The following is a 19,772-nucleotide window of genomic DNA, read 5'->3' on the forward strand; positions in this document are numbered from 1 at the left end:
GAAGTTGGTTTAATATCCGTAAATATATGGTAATGATACTTTATAGAATGACGAGTTTCTCGATTTTACTCGCAGTCTCATTGGATAACGTGCTTTTTACGGTAATCTTATAAATGTAAACACCTTTTCCTAAACGTTGTCCAAAATCATCCACGCCATCCCAAGTAATTTCTCTGGAAGTAAATCCAGATGTGGTTACCGATTGATTTTGAGTCCAAACAATTTTTCCTGTAACCGTCATCACCTGCACTTGAACTTCTAAAGGTTCAAAAGGTCGATTATGGTTGAACCAGAACTCAGTGTAAGTCGTGAATGGATTAGGGTAATTGAGCACTCGAGTCAACTCGATACCATCACCACTGGCCACAACAAATTGAATTTCTTGGGTGGAGCTATTATTATAGGTATCCCAAGCTTTAACCGTCAAGGTATGTAAACCTGGAGCGATACCACGCAATGGAAAATATACCTTTCCAGATGTAAAGTCGTCTACATCTGCCTCATAATAATCATTGAGTACAAATGGATTTGTCTCGTCGCCGTCTATGATCCCTATGATATCGTGTCCTATACCGCTGGCCGTATTGATGCCACTTACATCATTTAAAAAAGCTAAAATAAAAGGATTTTCATCTGTAATACCGCCCGAAACGAAGTTGCGGTCGTTCATGAATAACTCTATTTCTGGACCCAAATCATCCTGCGGTGCATTTTCATTAATTCCACCTATACGAACATCTTCAGAAAATCCATTTTGATCTTCAGGTAGGTTGGCTCGTTTAGCGTAAAAGGAAATTCGTCCATTTCCTAAAGGAATCTGTGTATCGCGAGGCATCACAAAATCCACACTAAACAAACCATTTTCTACGGTGGCTTGCCCTCTAAAGAGCACTTCACCTTGCTGCCTAAAATCAATTTGCTCTAGGGTTCCACCTATGACAATGCCATCGTTTCCTAAGGTAGTTCGCTCAATCTCTTTATCAAAAACGGTAATACTTACTTCACCATTATAATCATTGATTAGGTTACCTGAAATTGTTCTGACCTCACCAGAAAGGCTAACACGATCCAATGCTCTAAGAGGCTCACTGGTACTAACAGGTTGCCCATTGACTTGAGTTAAAACTACTCTAGGAGTAGGAAAAGCCAATTTTAATGCTGGATCGCCTATAAATGCCACGACTCTTCTGGTCCCGTTATTAGCTAACGATGGATCTGTTTTGGCAAGACGCAAAGCTTCCGCCATAGAAATAGGCTCGACATTCTCAAACCCAAAAAGATATTCATCCAGTGTATCATTCAAAGTCACACCAGTAGATATAAAAATCAATCTATTCGTGGCAACAATAGCGATGGCACCACCATTAGGATTCAAATAGGTGCGTTCTCCACCACTTACCCGTTGCGGATTATCATATCTGGTAAACTCACAAGTTACTGCTATGAATAACGGTAAAGTGGTAGGGTTTCTAAGCTGCTCTGCCAACGTTTGAGTAATTACAAACTCCTGGGCAAGTCCATCTTCATTACCATGTCCAAAATAATTGATCACTAGCGATCCTTGTTCAAAGGCATTTTTGATATCGTCCACTGCCTCTGGATATCGTGGACCTCCAGCTGTATTGATTTGTTCATAGCTGTCCAGTAATATTTTACGAACGTTATAATCAGGCCTATTACTAAAAATATCATCACCCAGCTGATTGACACTTTTTTGCAGGATGGCATCACCAGCTTCATCTACATCATCTCCTATTAAGGTAACATTATTACGCCATCTGTCAAATGCAGGAATTGAGGTGTAGCTTTCAATTTTATCTACCATTTCTCTGGCTTCTTGTACCGTACTTACAATCATACGGCCTACGGCAAGGTCCATTAGATTATTGGTCGCCACCGTACCTTCCTGCGGATCCATATAGGTGAAGAAATCATCAGTTACGTAGGAACTGGTGAGGGAAGTACTATTTGCAGAAAGAAAAGACGGAACAATATTGTCTTCTACAGGAATGCGATCTTTATAATCATAACTAGCATCACCAAACATGTTCAAGTATTGAACTCTCCTGGAAGGATCTGATGCATTATCATAGACGTATTTAACAAAATTCCTAATGGCGCTGATGTCTTGTTTGCCTTCAGAGAACTCGTTATAAATTTGATCTAGAAGTACCACCTTTACATTTAGATTGCTTTCTCTAATATGATAATTAGCCAGTCGTTGCGCCTGACTTTGCAGGAATGGTCGTGTGATGATTAAATAATCAATATCCCTAAAATTTCCAGAAGCATCATTAAAAATCGTTCCTTTCAGGTTTTGATTAGGCACTCTTGAATCTCTTAGTGAAACTGGCGCATAAAGATCAGATCTGTCTACGGCTATAAATTTTCTTGCTGTTCCTAATGAACTGGTAAACGCGAAATCACTTAAACCTTCTGTATTCTCAATCTTGGTGATGTTGAATCTATCGGTTACTTCCCAAACTTCGCTTATCTCTGATGCATTGCTCAACTGATATCTACCTAAACCGCTTGCAGTTGCCGCTTCTGGCACCGTAAAGCTAAATTGCTCTCCAGTTCCCGTCAATGACTCAAATGCATCAATCCTGATATAATCCAGATAGCCTTGGGAGGCAGGAATGCCACCATTGTCGTAAGTCAGATTCACTGACACATTCCCACTTGAAAGTGTCACATTAGGATCGACCAACAAAGCCCTGCGAGCAACCGAATTGTTATCATTTGCCAAACCAGTAAAAGTAGAATTACCCAGCGCTTGTCCATTAATCGTGTAAGTCATTCTAGTGACTACATCGCTAATAGCAGCAGTAGCGATACGTACTGTCGCTGGACGGCTAGTAATAAGGTTATCAAATTCAAACTCAAAAGTCTGTTCTGGTTCAATCGCAAATCGTTCTCCATACCATATGCGTCCTATGAGTCCTATATTGCGTTCATCCACCTCATGAAATTTGGTTGATTGGTAATAATCATAGGTCACTGCAGGTGTACCACCAGCATTGATTTGAGGTAAAATACGTTTGCCATCACCACCACTGGCAGTGATGTAATAGATAGAATCGTCAGTGTAAGGGTTGATGAAGCTGTCATTCTCCGCCACATATTCTGTGTCGGTCGCAATACCATAAAATAGAATCTCATCTCCATTATCAAAGCTTCCATCTTCTGCTCCGGTAACAGTTATCGCAACCTGAGCAGGATCATAATGTAAATTCTCCTGATTGATAAGTGGCATGGACGTACCGCCTTGTCCGTAAATCTTAAGTTTTCTGGGATCTATTCTAGAAACATCCATTCCCAGGTTTTCCAGAAAACCGCGAGTAATGCGATGCGCACCTGTTTTTTCCACCTTGAATTTATACCAGTCACCGCTAGCAAGAGCAGAGTTGGTAAAACTGCTGTTTTTGGCAACCGCTTCCGGTGGTGCCGTCGTATAACTCACCGTAAAAGAATTGATCCTGCGATACGTATTTCCTGATCTATATATAGGGTTCATTTGAATTTGAACGTAATTACGCTTTCGCGAAAGCGCATTATTCAACATCATTTCTGCACTGGTAGGAATCTTAGACCGATCGAGATCCAGCAGCTCAAAATTAGGGATAGGTTGAGAGTCAATATTGGAAAAAACTGCCGATAATGGATCTATTTTACCGTTCGTCGATAAAAGCAGTGAAAAATTTAACTTTTCAGATTCATAGACAAATCCGTTCTCAAAATACGGCAAATCAATGCTTTGATCACCTATTTGTAAAGCGGTGCTGCCATTCCATTCAAGATTGATCGTTTGCTGCTGGGCAGTGCCCATCGCAGTAATAATAAGGAATACGAGAATGGATAAGTGCTTCATCAAGGAATAAACGTTAGGCTCGTAGAGATATTATCCCGCCGATTTCAAAAAAAATGGAATGGAATAAAATAAAGAGGCTTGTGGAACGTTTTTTATTTTTTAACAGCGCAACTTTTTTAATAAACGCAAAACCCTACTATCTAAAGAGCGAAGTTATTATATTGCGTGTCGATTTTCAAATCATAATTGTAAATGAAAAATTACTCTATAATTCATCTTTCCGCAATTGCAGTGTGCTCCATTCTTATGGTGAGCTGTGGTGGTGGTAACGATTACACTAACACATCAAGAGGTACTGGCTGGGATGTTACCGGCAAGAACGGTTTTGAACTTAAGACTAAGTACAAAGACCAGGACGCAGCTCCAGGACTTGTGTTTGTTGAAGGTGGTACGTTTACCATGGGTCGCGTTAAAGATGACCCTATGCACGACTGGAACAATACACCTAACCAGCAACACGTGCAATCCTTTTATATAGACGAGACTGAGGTAACCAATGGTATGTACCTTGAAATGCTGGATTGGGTAAAAAGAGTTTTCCCACCAGAAGATGAGCAATACCGTGGCATCTATAACGGCGCCGTACCAGATACTTTAGTTTGGAGAAATCGTCTAGGGTACAACGAGGAAATGACCAAAAACTATTTACGTTTTCCATCTTATGCCAACTATCCTGTAGTAGGTGTGTCTTGGATTCAAGCAGTAGAATTCTGTAACTGGAGAACAGACCGTGTTAACGAGAAAATATTAGTAGATCAAGGCTATGTTCCTAAAGACCAATTAGGAAAAGCTACAGCTACAGAACTTTTTAATACTGAAACCTACCTTAACGCTCCTACCTTAGTATATGGTGGGAATGACAGCATTACTCGTGGTGGAAAAAGATCTGAACAACTTGAAAAAACGAGAGGAAAACTTGCCGAGCGCCGCGATACAGACACTACAGGTCTTTACGTAAGAAGAGAAGATGGAATTCTTTTACCAGGAGCGTACCGTTTACCAACCGAGGCAGAATGGGAATATGCTGCTCTAGGCATGGGAAGCGTTAGAGAATACAATGCTTACCGTGGTAGAAAGAAATATCCATGGAACGGTCAATACACGCGTAGCGGTGACCGTAAAACAAGAGGTGACCATTTAGCTAACTTTAAGCAAGGTGATGGTGACTATGGTGGTATCGCAGGATGGAGCGATGATGGTGCAGATATTACAGCACCTATCAAGTCTTACGAGCCTAATGACTTTGGAGTCTATGACATGGCAGGTAACGTGTCTGAATGGGTTGCAGACGTTTATCGTCCTATCGTTGATGATGAATTCAATGACTTTAACTACTACCGTGGTAACGTGTATACTAAAAATAGTATAGGCCCTGATGGTAAAGTTGAAGTAGTATCTGCAGACTCTATTGACTACGACACTTTGAGTAATGGTAAATTGATTGCTAGAACCATTCCTGGTGAGATCAAGCAAGTTGCTGTCGATGATGAGGAAACTTACTTGAGAACCAACTTTGACCGTAGTGATAACAGAAACTTCCGTGATGGTGACTCACAGTCTTCTAAATATTTTGGAACGGCAGATGAACTTGATCCAGAACAAAGAATGTACGACTCACCGCAACACCGTGTAAGTGTGGATGCAGATGGTAACGTCATTAGAGAATACGACCAGGCCAATACTAGAAGCACACTTATTGATAATGAAGTACGTGTGATCAAGGGTGGTTCATGGAGAGATCGTGAATACTGGTTGGATCCAGCAACACGTAGATTCTACCCACAAGACATGGCAAAGGATGACCTTGGATTCCGTTGTGCGATGTCACGTATAGGTTCTAAATCAAAAAAATCAAAGAGCCCACGTAATTAAGAATTGAAACGAATAAATTAAAAGCCGAATTCCGTTGGAATTCGGCTTTATTATTTAGATAAAGTTCGTGTCAAGTTCTGTAATTTTATTTTATGCAAATAATAGAAGAATTATATAATCGCTTTCGCGAAAGCGAAGGTATTTCAACAGATACGAGAACACTTAAGAAAGGTGAGCTGTTCGTCGCACTGTCTGGTGATAATTTTGATGGAAATCGATACGTATCTACCGCTATTGAAAAAGGTGCAAATCACATTATCTGCACCGATAAATCCCATGCGGACCATAAGAATGTCACGGTCGTAGAGAATGCACTCAAGACCCTACAAGAGCTTGCCAACTATCATCGCAAGCAACTTAAAGCTCCCATCGTGGCTTTAACCGGAAGTAATGGTAAAACGACTACTAAAGAACTGATCGTTAGCGTTCTATCCCAACAATATAAGGTTAGTGCAACTAAAGGCAACCTAAATAATCATATTGGAGTTCCCTTGACTCTGTTGTCATTTGATGAATCTACTGAGATAGGTGTAGTCGAGATGGGTGCCAACCATCTTAAAGAAATCAAGGCCTTGAGCGAGATTGCAGCACCTGATTATGGATTGATAACGAACTTTGGTAAAGCACATTTAGAAGGGTTTGGCGGCATCGAAGGAGTTAAAAGAGGTAAAAGCGAGCTTTACGATTATATCGCTGGCAACAAGGGAAAAGTGATGGTAAGACAACAAGATGCAGAGCAACTCAAGAGAAGCGCTGATATCGACAGGCGCCTCGCTCCTATCTTTAGAATTCAATCGTCGCAGCCACTTAGTATTGTGTGGGACGAGCTGGAATTTCAAACCAATCTAACCGGCATCTATAACGTGGGCAATATGGAACTTGCCGCGGCCGTAGGTCTTGAAATGAATATACCAAAAGAAAAAATCGTTACCGGCCTAAGCCTCTATACTCCTGAAAACAACAGATCCCAAATAATCAGAAAGAATGGTCTGACGATCATTAAGGATGCATACAATGCTAATCCAACGAGCATGCGGGCTGCTCTAGAAAACCTATCGCAACAGTCTGGACATAAAACAGCAATACTGGGCGATATGTTCGAGTTGGGTATATATGCTAGTGATGAGCATCAAAATATCGCAGACCTCGCTGACGAACTTAAAATAGACAGAGTCATCCTTATAGGTGAGAATTTCTATAAGACACAAGCAGGATCCCACGAGAAATATGAGAACTTCAATACATTTTCAAAGTCCTGGACTCCACTGGATTCTTCTTCTAACAAAGTGATTTTAATCAAAGGATCGCGTGGCATGGCACTGGAACGTGTTCTGGACCTGATATAGAGCGACTTGAAAAAACCTGAAATAAAATCGCTTATTTCCTTTTGTCAAAACATAATTTATGTAAATTTGCCACCGCTTTAAAAGCAAAAGGTACCTTAGCTCAGTTGGTAGAGCAATGGACTGAAAATCCATGTGTCCCTGGTTCGATTCCTGGAGGTACCACAGTAAACCCGATCGCGATGATTGGGTTTTTTGTTGAAAGACATTGGTCTTTTTAATAGTGGGATTAGCTCAGTTGGTTTAGAGCGCTACCTTGACAGGGTAGAGGTCACTGGTTCGAATCCAGTATTCCACACGATTCAAGTTGTATGATACTGGCAGTAGACATAGGAAATACGGCCATCAAACTAGCAGTAGTTGATGACGTTTCGGTTTACGATCTAATTCGCACGTCACAAGAGGAGTTTATCAGCCATGTCAAATCCTTTTGTTCCAGTTATCCAGACCTTACCGATGCCTGTATTTGTCAAGTAGGTAAAATAGACATTAAACTTTTGGATAGTTTAGAGCGTCTATTGAATGTGACTTATATAACCAAAGACTCCAAACTACCTTTTTCCAATAACTATCAATCTGATAGCCTAGGGAATGACCGCATGGCGTTAGTTGCTGGCGCAGTAAAAAACAAAGGCCAGAACACGCTCATCATTGATGCAGGCACCTGTGTCACTTATGACTTTATTGATGATACCAATACCTATCATGGCGGTGCGATATCACCAGGATTGAGACTAAGGTTTGAATCCTTGCATAATTTCACAAAAAACTTACCGTTACTACAACCAGAACCTAATCAACAGTTAATAGGCAACACGACCAGCACATCCATTCAAAGTGGTGTGGTCAATGGTCTCACCTTTGAGATTAAGGGCATGGTCAAAAAATACAAAAAACAGCATCCAGATCTTAACGTAATTATAACCGGCGGTGATGCAGATCTGTTGGTAAAGCAAATGAAAAACCGTTTCTTTGCCACGCCTTTTTTGATGCTGTATGGCATCCATAACATTTACAAAATCAATTCATGATAAGAAGTATTTTAACCGTGATTTTCCTTCTGGCCCTAACGGGTAGCTGGGCGCAATCACGTACTTCCTCACCTTATTCCTTTTTTGGGTTAGGTCAGCAGACATTTAGAGGCACCATAGAGAATCGCAGCATGGCTGGCATACGCAGCTATTCTGACAGTATTCACATGAATCTTCAAAATCCGGCATCGTATAGCAAGCTTAGACTAACTACCTATGCCATAGGACTGGAGCACACAGAAACTTTTGCCCGTGCAGATGAAGGCGACGATCAATACGACGCCACTTCTATCGAGTACATCAGCATAGGTATACCAGTGAGTTCTAAAACGGCCTTTGGTTTTGGATTAGTCCCTTTCCAATCAGTTGGATATAGAATTGGCGGGATCGAAGACGGTGTTTACACCAATTTTACTGGAGAGGGATCGTTGAACCGCGCCTATTTCTCTTTGGGCCATGAATTGTTCAAAGGCCTGAGCATAGGTGGTGAATTTAGATACAACTTTGGGGAAGAAATAAACTCTTCAAGCATTGCTTTGAGCGGTGTAGAGCTGGGAACTAATGAAGAAAACGAAACCGATCTAAGCGGTATCTCTTTCAACTTAGCACTGAACTACGAGAGTATTCTAGCAGACGGACACAGCTTCAACGCATCCGTCGTGTACCAGCCAGAAAGTGATATCACTGCTAGAAATGTGCGCAGACTGAGCACATTTGTGTTGACCACAGATCTAAACGAGTCCATTAACAGAACCAGAGTTGGCGATGAGACCCGACAGGAACTTCAATTACCTAGCGAGGTTACTGTAGGTGTTGGTTATGGACTGCCTCGCAAATGGAATCTTGCGGCAGAATATTCTTTGCGTGGCTCAAGTTCTAGTGCTGCAAGATCGTTTGCTCCGGACAACAGCTCCTTTACAGATGCTTCCTCCTATCGTGTAGGCGGATATTATATCCCTAACTACAATAGTATTTCAAGCTATTGGGATAGAGTGGTTTATAGAGCCGGCGTGCGCTATGAAGAGAACGGTCTTATCATCAACAATGAAGAGATCAATGAGTTTGGCATATCTTTTGGATTAGGATTACCTATAGGACGTGCAGGAGCTTTCTCAAACGCAAACATAGGGTTTGAATATGGACAGCGAGGCACCCAAAACGCAGGTTTAATCAAAGAAGACTTTTTTAGCTTATCCATCGGTTTATCATTTAACGACCGCTGGTTCCAGAAAAGAAGATACAATTAGAAACCAAAAAACAACAATTACCATAAAACCATTACTATGAAAAAGAAAAGCATCTTACTAGTAGCTATAGCTGTTTTCAGTTTCGCTTTCGCGAAAGCGCAAGAAGCAGACGACTGTACGGTAATGCTTCAAATATTTGCAGAAAACGCAAAGGCCAGAAGTTATGACGAGGCATACAAGCAACTAGCACCACTAGTAACCAATTGTCCAGATGCAAGTGCCGCCATATATCAATACGGTGAGCGCATCTATGAGCACAGACTTAGAAACAATATAGGAAACGAGAACGAAAACGCAGTTGGACTTATTGCCATGTTTGACGGGCAAATTAACCGATTTGCAGATAAGGTCAACGTTAGTAAAAAGATGGTTGAAAAAGCTCGTGCGATGTATAAATACAACATCGGTACGCAAGATGAGGTATATGCTATTCTTGACGAAGAGTTTAGAGACAATCCAGAGGAATTCACAGATCCTAACGCGATGATTACTTACTTCAAACTAGCTGAAAACCGTTACAATGACAAGAAAATTGATCTACAAGGTTTCTTTGACATCTATGATGAATTGACGCTACAAATTGAGAATGTTCAAGATGAAAGAGGTATGATCCTTAACAATTATCTAGACAAAGAGGCTGCAGGTACGTTGACTGATGATGAGTTGAGCGACAAAGAGGCGCAAGAAACAAACATCAAAAACTATGGTATCGTTATGGGTAGTGTAAATGCTACTCTAGGTTCTCTAGCAGATTGTGATAAGTTGATCCCATTATATGAAGCAGAATTTGACAATAAAAAGAGCGATGAGAAATGGTTATCTAACGTATTGAGAAGACTTCAAGCAAAAGAATGTACTGATGCTCCATTATATGTTGAATCTGTAAAAGCGTTGCACGAGATCAATCCTAGTGCAAAAACAGCTTATGGTCTAGGTAACATTGCGAGTACACAATCAGAAAAATTTAAATATTGGGATCAGGCTATATCTTTAGGTGTAAGCAAGGACCTTGAGTCTAAAATTTATTACAAGAAAGGTATTGCCTACAAAAATCAAGGACAGTACAGCAGTGCGAAAAGAGAGTTTATTGCAGCAAATAATGCAAAGCCATCCTTTGGCGCACCATACCTGCAAATTGCGAGTATGATTGCTAATAGTGCCAACAGTTGTGGAACTACTCCATTTGAAAAAAGAGCAGTTTACTGGGTAGCTGCTAGATATGCAAACAAAGCTGCAGCGGTAGATCCTTCCATAAAGAGTAACGCGTTGCAAGCTGCAGCAAGTTACAATGGTAGTGCTCCACAAAGCCAAGAAATATTCATGAGTAAAGAGTATAAATCTGGATCCACCATATCTTTCAGTTGTTGGATAGGAGAATCAGTAAGAGTACCATAGGTGACAGCATTCAACAACATATTAAAATTCACGATCACGGCACTTGCCGTGATCTGTTTTTTAGCATGTACAGATAACCTGGAAGAAATTGCCAAAATGAATACGGTCTCTAACGAGCCCACTAACGAGGTAGAAAATCTATTACTTAAACATACCGATAGCGGCATGCTTAAAATCACATTGTCCGGCAAACTCATGTTGGATTATTCTAATGATGAGTTTCCTTATACGGAGTTTCCAGAAGGTCTTCAAGTTGAAGTCTACGACACTAAAAAATCACCAGCTGAAAAAACGACCATTACCTCAGACTATGGGGTGATCTATAACGATACCGACCTTGTGGATCTTATAGGTAATGTGACCATTGTCACATCTGATGGGAATACTTTTTATGGAGACCAGCTGTATTGGGATCAAAAGTCCAAATGGATTTTTACCAATGAGCCCTTCAATACAGATTTAAAAAATAGTAGCAAAACTTCTGGAGATATTATCGATTCCAACGAGAAACTGACTCAGGCACTCGTGCGTAATGCCAGAGACCAATACTACGTAAAACCTATCAATGAGTAAATTCTTCAAATATTTTGAGTACGCCTATTTATTCTTTGCCGTGCTGTTTATAGCGACCGGTATTTATGAATATGGAGACACACCGCAACGTTCCTACTTGATGTTTGGAATGGCTGGTCTAGCCGTGTTTATGTTTTTCTTCAAACGACGTTTTCGTCGTAGATTTGAAGATCGCAACAAACAATAATGCTCGAACAGATACTTCTCATCATAAGCATGCTCATTTTGAGCGCGTTCTTTTCTGGAATGGAGATCGCTTATGTTTCTTCCAATAAGATCCACATTGAACTTGAAAAGCGACAGCAGGATTTTATAGGCCGTGTACTGCGCAATTTGACCGTTCAACCTTCTAAGTTTATCATCACGATGCTTATAGGTAACAGCGTGGCGTTGGTTATTTATGGTTTTGCCATGGGTGATTTATTGACGGTACAGCTTTCAAATTGGTATCCGGCACTGGTAAACAATGCATTCCAGTTACTGTTGATTCAAACAGTGATTTCCACCTTGGTGATTCTATTGACGGCAGAGTTTTTACCTAAGGTGTTCTTTCAAATCTATGCCAACGAATTGCTTAAATTCTTTGCGATTCCAGCCTACCTTTTTTACCTACTTTTTTGGGGAGTTTCCTGGTTCTGCATCCAGTTATCAGACTTTGTGCTGAAAACCTTTTTCAAGTCCAAAGGCGATGAGGTCCAACTCTCTTTTTCCAAACTAGAGTTAGGGAACTACATCACAGAACAGATGGAAAGTGCCCAAGAACAAGAAGATGTAGACACAGAGATTCAAATTTTCCAGAACGCACTAGACTTCGGTGGTCTTAAGGCCCGCGAGGTCATGGTTCCACGCACTGAGATGATTTCGGTTCAAGAAACATCAGACATTAAAGAACTGAGCAAAAAGTTTGTCTCCACTGGCCTGAGCAAGATATTAACGCATGTCGACACCATCGACGACATAAGCGGTTATGTGCACAGTTTTGACCTTTTCAAATCGCCAGCATCCATCATAGATGTGCGTCGCGACGTGATCAATGTACCAGAAACCATGCTGGTCAAGGACGTCTTGAACCTCTTGATCAAACGCCATAAAAGTATTGCTATCGTTCTGGATGAATATGGCGGTACTTCAGGACTCATCACGGTTGAGGATATTGTAGAAGAACTCTTTGGAGAGATTGAAGACGAGCACGATTCTGACCAGCTTATCGAGAGCCAGTTGAGCGATACCTGCTTCAAATTGAGCGCCAGACTTGAGGTGGACTATGTGAACGAACGCTTCAAACTGGACCTACCAGAAAGCGAGCAATACGAGACCATAGGCGGCCTCATCGTCCATGAAACCGAAAATATCCCAGCCGAATTAGAAGAGGTCATCGTCGATCAATATTCCTTCAAAATTCTAGAGAAGTCCAACAACAAAATCGACCTGGTAGAACTCAACATTATCCCAGAAGAGTAGATCGCAAGAGCTATTTTTTAGTTCCACATTTTTAGAATTGTCTTAGAGTTTAAAATGAGTTCGCTTTCGCGAAAGCGTACCCTTCACACCTACCACAATAACAAGTAATTAGCGATCCTTTTAAAACAGGACTTTTAAAGAAGTTACGGCTTCCATAATTGGGTGGAAAACGTTATTTTCGCCACCGTTTAAATTTAAAATACAGAGCATGGCCATTTTAGGTAAAATCAGGTCTCAAGGATTGATCCTGATCATCATTATTGCACTAGCGCTTTTTGCCTTTATCATAGGTGATTTGATACGTCAGGGAAGTTTTACAAGTGAGGATCAAAACGTCATAGGTTATGTAGGCGATACAGAGCTGGATCGTCAACAATTTACCAGACAGGTAGAAGCTACCATGAACCAACGTTCTGGGATGTCCACCATCCAAGCTGTTAATGGTGTGTGGGACCAGCAGGTACGCGATGCTGTCTTGAAGCAGCAAGTCGAGGATGCCGGTATCCAGGTCACTGATGAAGAGGTTTCCAACTACATGAAGGCAGCCTATGCTAGATTCCCGCAATTTCAAGATGAAAACGGACAGTTCTCTGACGCTTTATTTGCACAATATGTGAATCAAGCCGCAACGCAAAACCCAGGAGGATGGGCACAGGATCTTGCCAGTGCAGAGAATCAAGTGCGCCAGCAAAAGTTGTTTACATTACTTAAAAGTGGTGTAATAGGTACAAGAACTGATGGTGAGTTTGCCTACAGACTGGAAAACGATAAGCGTGACTTTCAATATGTCAACATACCTTATTCTACTATTTCAGATTCTGCCGTAGAGATAACGAAATCAGACATTAAAGATTACATCAAGAAGCACGAGAAGCAGTTTCAAGCAGATGCCCAACGTGATATTGAATATGTACTTTTTGAAGACAAAGCCTCTACCGAGGATATTGCTGCAATCAATAAAGAATTGAATGCTTTGATCAACGGTAAAGAAAACCAGTACAATGAGCAAACTAAAAAAACAGAAACCGTTGCAGGATTGAGAGACACTAAAAATGTGGAGCTTTTCATCAACGCTAATTCTGATTTGCCTTACTCTAACAGATACACCATGGTTTCTAGCTTGACACCAGCGCAACGTGAACTTAACAACGTGAGTGTAGGCGAAATCTACGGCCCGTTTAACGATGGTGAGTATGCTAAAATCTCTAAAGTTGAAGACAGAAAAACCATCAACGACAGCATTAAGAACAGACATATCCTAGTTCCTTTTGCTGGAGCTTCCAGAGCTGGATCTGACGTAACTCGTGACAAGGCTGCGGCAAAGAAAATGGCAGACAGCATTCTTGCGACCATAGGTCAAAGCAAAGACAACTACGACGAGAAATATGAGTACTATCAAGAAAACGAGCCGCAAATCTTAGCGCAAGACTTAGGTTGGGTGGTTTACTCTGGTAATGCAGCGCAATTCGCTCCAGGTTACACAAAATTCTTATACGACAATAATGAAGGTACAGTTGGTGTTGCAGAAAGTTCTTTTGGATACCATATCATCAGAATTGATGAGACCGCTGGCGCTGGAGAAGCTATCAAACTTGCTACCGTTGCTAAAAAAGTAAACGCATCAAAAGCAACCAGCAAATCCTTATACACTAAAACCCAAAAATTCCAACAAGCAGCAGAGAAAGGAAATTTTGAGGAGCTTGCTAAGGAATATGAAGTGACCGCTACGCCTGTTAGAAACTTAAAGTCGCTTGACGAGAGTCTTCCTGCTTTAGGCCGTAACCGTGACATCGTGAAATGGTCATTTAACAATGAGCGTGAAGTGGGCGATGTAGAGCGTTTTGAAACTCCTAGAGGTTATGTAGTAGCACGATTGACTCGCATAGGTGAAGAAGGTCTTATGAGTGTAGAAGAAGCTAGTCCAACGGTAACTCCTATTTTGAGAAACAAGAAAAAAGCGGAGATGATCATGGCTAAAATCAAGTCTACCGATCTTAACACCATCGCTACCAACCAGAAGCAACAAGTTAGTACTGCAAATGCAGTGAATCGCAAGTCACCAGTTCTTGCAGGTGTAGGTCAGGAGCCTAAAGTAGTAGGAACTGCTTTTGGACTTAAAGAAGGTCAAACTTCTGGACCTATTGCAGGTGAGAAAGGTGTTTTTATCATCAAACTTACTGGCATTGACAACGCTCCAGATCTTGACAACTATACCAGTGATGCTAGAACAGTAGCACAGCGTACGGCTAATCAATCCACTTCTGCATTAGTAGAGGCTTTGAAAAAAGCCACAGATATTGAGGACAAAAGAGCAGTCTTCTATTAATAGAAAACTCAGTTCCATAAAAAAGCCTTTACGATTCCCGTAAAGGCTTTTTTAATTTAAACCAGATCGATTTTTAAGAATCCAATACCACTTCTTTCCAGCGATACATCTTTTGATATCCCTTTTCCTGAAAATATTTCATAGCTTCTTCATCTCCAGTGACTAGAACAAAATCGCCGCCCCAACCGCCTAGGGATTTGATGGCTCCTTTATAGTCTGGAAACAACCGTAGTTTTACTGGCTCTACTCCTATCAGTTCACCAATGATTTGTTCGTGTTTCCCAATTACCTCTTGAAAGGCCTCTAGATCGTCTTCAGTTTCTAAAAACTTTTTGGGCATTTCATTCAACCGTTCTCGGTTCTCATCAGTGAGATGTTGTGGATCAAAGCTGGCGATAGAATCGCGGCTGTTTTGCTTTTGATTGAGATAGATAAAATATAATTGATCCTTGAATGATGGCTTATAGCTAATGGGAACTTCTTGTGGCTGTCCATCATTATAATTATACACTACTGGAGAATCTGCTTGGGCACATGCAATATCATAGCCGCTACCACCAAAACATTCAAACTGCAAGGCATACGCATCACAACCCAACCATTGCGCGACCATAGAAATTAATGTGGAGCTTGTTCCCATTCCAGACTGGTAATCAAAATCCAATCGAGTCAATGCGTCAAATCCTTGATCAAAATTGGTAGCCTCTATAAGTTTTAAAGCAGTTCGTAATATTTGTACCAGTTTTTTGGTGACTTCCTTTTCACCTTTGAATCTTACATCAGTCAGCTGACTTATCAGGAAACTATCTTCAAACCATATTGAACCATCTGCATTGTAGCTGGTCCATGTAATAAGCTCGTCTGTTCGTGGATGAATCTCCAATCGTTGATCCAACTTTAGAGGTATGGCTAGTGCATCCACATTGTCCAGAACGGCATATTCTCCAGTAAGCAAAAACTTACCATGAGCAGAAAAAGATGCTTTCTTGACAGAAAACAAAGAGGCTTCGGGATTCATTATCGCAACTTTTGTAGAGATTCCTTCAATGCAGAAAAGCTAGGCGTCTTGTCTGCAAACTCCTTTCTCAACATTTTTTTCTCTGCATCTGTTGCACCTATTTGCTCCAGCATATTCGTTAAGTGCATTTTCATATGACCTGACTGGATACCAGTCGTTACCAAGGAGTGCAAAGCGGCAAAGTTTTGTGCAAGACCACATACTGCCGTGATGGACATCAATTCTTGCGCATCAGGTTGCCCCATAATCTGCAGTGACAACTTTGCTAATGGATGTAAAGAAGTTAAACCACCAACAGTTCCCAAGGCCAGCGGGAAACCTGCTTCAAAGGTGAATCTACCATCTTCTACTCGAGCTGCGGTAAGACTGCGATATTGACCACTACGAGTAGCATAGGCATGAACGCCAGCTTCCACAGCTCTGAAATCATTACCAGTAGCAAGAACCACGGCATCAATCCCGTTCATGATTCCTTTATTGTGAGTGACCGCACGGTAGGGTTCTACGGTAGCAATCTCGACCGCTTCCACAAATTTGCGTGCAAACTGGTCACCAGTGACGCTATTAATAGTACCAATTTCATCCACCTCACAAGAAACCTCAACATGCACCACACATTCTGGGACGTAGTTACTTAAGATGGACATGATCACTTCTGGTGGTGCGATGGAAAAGCCTTGAAAATCGGCAGCTTTTTGTTTGAAGGTGGTCGCGAGTTGTTCCAGCACGGTATTGATAAAATTGGCGCCCATGGCGTCGCGTGTGTCAAAGGTCGCATGTAGTTGGTAGTAACCTCTCAAGGCTTCGGTTTTATCAACCAGTTGCAGTTCTAGCAGGCCACCACCTCGAGATTTCATGCTGGCATTGATGTGCTCTACAGATTGTAGTAAGTCCGCTTTCGCGAAAGCGTAAAATGCTTCCATCTCACTGCGCAATCCATCATATTTGATATGCACTTGCCCAGATTTTGTCGTGCCCTTGATGGTCGTTTTAAAGCCACCGCGATCCAACCAGAATTTGGCCGCTTTACTTGCTGCAGCTACAACACTACTTTCTTCAATGACCATAGGGATGGTCGTGAGCTGGCCGTTGATCAAAAAATTAGGCGCCAGACCCATGGGCAAATAGTAATTGGTAATCGTATTCTCGCTAAAACCGTCGTGCAGTTCCTGCAACTTCTCATGGGTGTTCCAGTATTGTAAAATTGTTTCTCGCGCAGTGGCATCGTTGCCAAGATGGTTGGAAATCAACCAGTCTACTTTATCAGATTTGGAGAGTTTGGAAAAACCTTGAATGGGTTGGTTCATAAATGGCGTTTAAATATGTAAATATACGATGCGCAGTAGAAAGCCGTCCAGTGTATAATCGCTCAAAAACCCTCATTAATTGGGAAATTTTTACTAAAATTGAAGGCCTTGTAGAGGATTTCTACTTTACGAACAATTTAAACCTATTTCATGATTAAAAACATCGCTTTTCTACTGACCTTTTTGCTGGTCGGCGGCAATGCCATTGCGCAGCAAAATATTACGGTAGAAGATATTTACACGGGAACTTTTTCAACTAAGGGACTTCAATCCCTTAATTCCCTAAAAAACGGAACGGAATACCTGGTATTGAACTACAATGCAGATCGCAGCCAGACCGTGGATAAATACAGCTATGAAACCGGTGAAAAAATAGCAACGCTAGTTTCCAGCAATGACTTGAACCTACCTATACGCAATTACATCTTGAGCGAGGACGAGCAACAAATGTTGATTGTATCACAGCGCATCCCAATTTTTAGAAGGTCTGCCAACAGTATGGTGCATATCTATAACTTGAATACTAAAACACTCACGCCATTGAGTGAGAACCTTGTGCGTAGCGCTTCTTTCTCTCCAGACGGCAAGAAAGTAGGTTATGTTTTTGAAAACAACTTGTATTACAAGGATTTGACTAACGGTGAAACCGTGCAAGTGACAGATGATGGTGTTACCAACCAATTGATTAACGGTGTGACCGATTGGGTGTATGAAGAGGAATTCTCTCTGGTACGCGCCTATGAGTTTAGCCCAGATGGAAAACAAATTGCTTTTATTTCTTTTGATGAAACTGAAGTTCCAGAATTCTCGATGGATGTTTATGGAACTGGATTGTATCAAAGACCTTACGTATTTAAATACCCTAAAGCTGGTGAAAATAATAGTGTCGTTGCCCTAAACGTTTACGACGTCGCTTCTAAAACCAGAAAAGAGATTGATCTAGATCGTGATGGAGAATTTTACATCGCTCGCATCAACTATTCACCTAACGGCAAGCTTGCCGCTCAAGTACTAAACCGCTATCAAAATGAGTTGGATTTCTACTATGTAGACCAACAAGGAAATGCCAGCATCGCGTTCACAGAAAAAGATGACGCCTATGTTGATGTGACCGACGATCTTACATTCTTAGATGATGGCAGCTTCTTATGGACCAGCGAGAAGGACAACTGGAGACACATCTACCTATACGATGCAGACGGTAAAGAGAAAAGCCAGATCACCAGCGGCGATTGGGACGTTACCTCTTATTACGGTTATGACCCTAAGTCTAAACGCATCTATTATCAAAGTACAGAAGATGGTAGCATCAATCGTGGTATTTATTCCATATCGCTCAAGGCGAAAGGCAAGAAAAAACTATCCTCTAAAATCGGATCCAACAGTGCTTCCTTTAGCGACAACTTTACCTACTTTATCAACACCTATTCCAGCGCAAACCGACCACCTGTATATACCTTGAACCAAGCTAAAGATGGAAAGCAGGTACGCGAGATTCAAAACAACAATGATCTGTTGGTAAAGCTGGAGGATTATCAACTTTCTCCTAAAGAATTCTCTACCATCAATGTCAACGGCAATGATCTGAACATGTATATGATGAAGCCTTTGGACTTTGATCCTGCCAAAAAATATCCTGTATTGATGTTTCAGTATAGTGGTCCAGGTTCCCAATCGGTATCAAATTCTTGGTACGGCTCCAATGATTACTGGCACAGTATGTTAGCAAATGAAGGTTATATCATTGCATGTGTAGATCCTAGAGGTACAGGCTACAAAGGTGCCGATTTCAAGAAAATGACTCAAAAGGAATTGGGTAAATATGAGGTCGAAGATCAAATCCAGGCCGCAAGACAATTGGGCGCCATGGATTACATCGATGCAGATCGCATAGGCATTTGGGGCTGGAGTTATGGTGGCTTTATGAGTTCCAACTGTATTTTAAAAGGTAATGATGTCTTTAGCACTGCCATCGCAGTCGCACCAGTGACCAACTGGAGATATTATGATACGATCTATACAGAACGTTACATGACCACACCACAAGAAAACTCGACCGGTTATGATGAAAATAGCCCTATCAACCATGTAGATAAATTAAAAGGAAATTATCTACTGGTTCACGGTAGCGCTGATGATAATGTCCATGTGCAAAATACCATGCAAATGATTGAAGCTCTGGTTCAAGCTAACAAGCAATTTGACTGGGCGATCTATCCAGATAAAAACCATGGCATCTATGGCGGTAACACACGCATTCACTTATACAACAAGATGACCAACTTTATTAAGGAAAACCTTTAAAGATTCTAATTACAAATAATTATT

The 19,772-nt window shown here is 41.2% G+C and carries 13 protein-coding genes and 2 tRNA genes; 12 read left to right on the forward strand and 3 right to left on the reverse strand.

Translation table 11 applies throughout. The annotated features are described in order from the left end of the window. Positions 1-40 precede the first annotated feature (40 nt). Positions 41-3,871 (reverse strand): type IX secretion system sortase PorU, encoded by a 3,831-nt coding sequence (gene porU / locus BST86_RS09430; protein WP_242446559.1) that lies wholly within the window; start codon positions 3,869-3,871, stop codon positions 41-43. 192 nt (positions 3,872-4,063) lie between these two features. Here porU and gldJ point away from each other — a divergent pair, with 192 nt between their 5' ends. The 11 genes from gldJ to BST86_RS09485 all read left to right on the forward strand — a co-directional run bounded on the left by gldJ (position 4,064) and on the right by BST86_RS09485 (position 15,119). Then, positions 4,064-5,743: a gliding motility lipoprotein GldJ gene (gene gldJ / locus BST86_RS09435; RefSeq protein ID WP_105983038.1), complete on the forward strand. Its 1,680-nt coding sequence runs from the start codon at positions 4,064-4,066 to the stop codon at positions 5,741-5,743. A gap of 92 nt (positions 5,744-5,835) precedes the next feature. Then, positions 5,836-7,089 (forward strand): UDP-N-acetylmuramoyl-tripeptide--D-alanyl-D-alanine ligase, encoded by a 1,254-nt coding sequence (locus BST86_RS09440; protein WP_105983039.1) that lies wholly within the window; start codon positions 5,836-5,838, stop codon positions 7,087-7,089. An 89-nt stretch (positions 7,090-7,178) separates the two neighbouring features. Further along, a tRNA-Phe gene (locus BST86_RS09445) sits at positions 7,179-7,251 on the forward strand. 58 nt (positions 7,252-7,309) lie between these two features. Then, positions 7,310-7,384 (forward strand) — tRNA-Val (locus BST86_RS09450). A 13-nt stretch (positions 7,385-7,397) separates the two neighbouring features. Beyond that, positions 7,398-8,117: a type III pantothenate kinase gene (locus BST86_RS09455; protein ID WP_105983040.1), complete on the forward strand. Its 720-nt coding sequence runs from the start codon at positions 7,398-7,400 to the stop codon at positions 8,115-8,117. Further along, entirely contained in the window at positions 8,114-9,364 is a 1,251-nt protein-coding gene (locus BST86_RS09460; RefSeq protein WP_242446504.1) for a BamG family beta-barrel-assembly machinery protein, read from the forward strand. The genes BST86_RS09455 and BST86_RS09460 overlap by 4 nt, the downstream gene beginning before the upstream one ends. A gap of 36 nt (positions 9,365-9,400) precedes the next feature. Then, positions 9,401-10,759 (forward strand): hypothetical protein, encoded by a 1,359-nt coding sequence (locus BST86_RS09465; protein WP_105983041.1) that lies wholly within the window; start codon positions 9,401-9,403, stop codon positions 10,757-10,759. Next, positions 10,760-11,332, forward strand: a complete 573-nt coding sequence (lptC, locus tag BST86_RS09470; RefSeq protein ID WP_055410988.1) for an LPS export ABC transporter periplasmic protein LptC — start codon at positions 10,760-10,762, stop codon at positions 11,330-11,332. Beyond that, positions 11,325-11,519, forward strand: a complete 195-nt coding sequence (locus tag BST86_RS09475; RefSeq protein ID WP_055410989.1) for a hypothetical protein — start codon at positions 11,325-11,327, stop codon at positions 11,517-11,519. The genes lptC and BST86_RS09475 overlap by 8 nt, the downstream gene beginning before the upstream one ends. Beyond that, positions 11,519-12,793, forward strand: coding sequence for a hemolysin family protein (locus BST86_RS09480; protein ID WP_105983042.1), 1,275 nt, complete (start codon positions 11,519-11,521; stop codon positions 12,791-12,793). Before BST86_RS09475 ends, BST86_RS09480 begins: the two co-directional genes overlap by 1 nt. Before the next feature lie 208 nt (positions 12,794-13,001). Beyond that, the gene (locus BST86_RS09485) at positions 13,002-15,119 is read left to right on the forward strand and encodes a SurA N-terminal domain-containing protein (RefSeq protein WP_105983043.1); all 2,118 of its coding nucleotides are present in this window, start codon (positions 13,002-13,004) and stop codon (positions 15,117-15,119) included. Positions 15,120-15,192: 73 nt separating this feature from the next. Here BST86_RS09485 and BST86_RS09490 read toward each other — a convergent pair whose 3' ends face one another. Both BST86_RS09490 and BST86_RS09495 read right to left on the reverse strand, forming a co-directional pair. Then, entirely contained in the window at positions 15,193-16,137 is a 945-nt protein-coding gene (locus BST86_RS09490; protein WP_105983044.1) for a GYDIA family GHMP kinase, read from the reverse strand. Beyond that, on the reverse strand, positions 16,137-17,444 hold the full coding sequence (locus tag BST86_RS09495; protein ID WP_105983045.1) for a hydroxymethylglutaryl-CoA reductase, degradative: 1,308 nt from the start codon (positions 17,442-17,444) through the stop codon (positions 16,137-16,139). Before BST86_RS09495 ends, BST86_RS09490 begins: the two co-directional genes overlap by 1 nt. A 150-nt stretch (positions 17,445-17,594) precedes the next feature. Between BST86_RS09495 and BST86_RS09500 the strand changes: the two genes are divergently transcribed. Then, entirely contained in the window at positions 17,595-19,748 is a 2,154-nt protein-coding gene (locus tag BST86_RS09500; protein ID WP_105983046.1) for a S9 family peptidase, read from the forward strand. The last annotated feature ends 24 nt before the right edge of the window (positions 19,749-19,772 follow it).

This window comes from Nonlabens agnitus (assembly GCF_002994045.1).
Classification (GTDB): domain Bacteria; phylum Bacteroidota; class Bacteroidia; order Flavobacteriales; family Flavobacteriaceae; genus Nonlabens; species Nonlabens agnitus.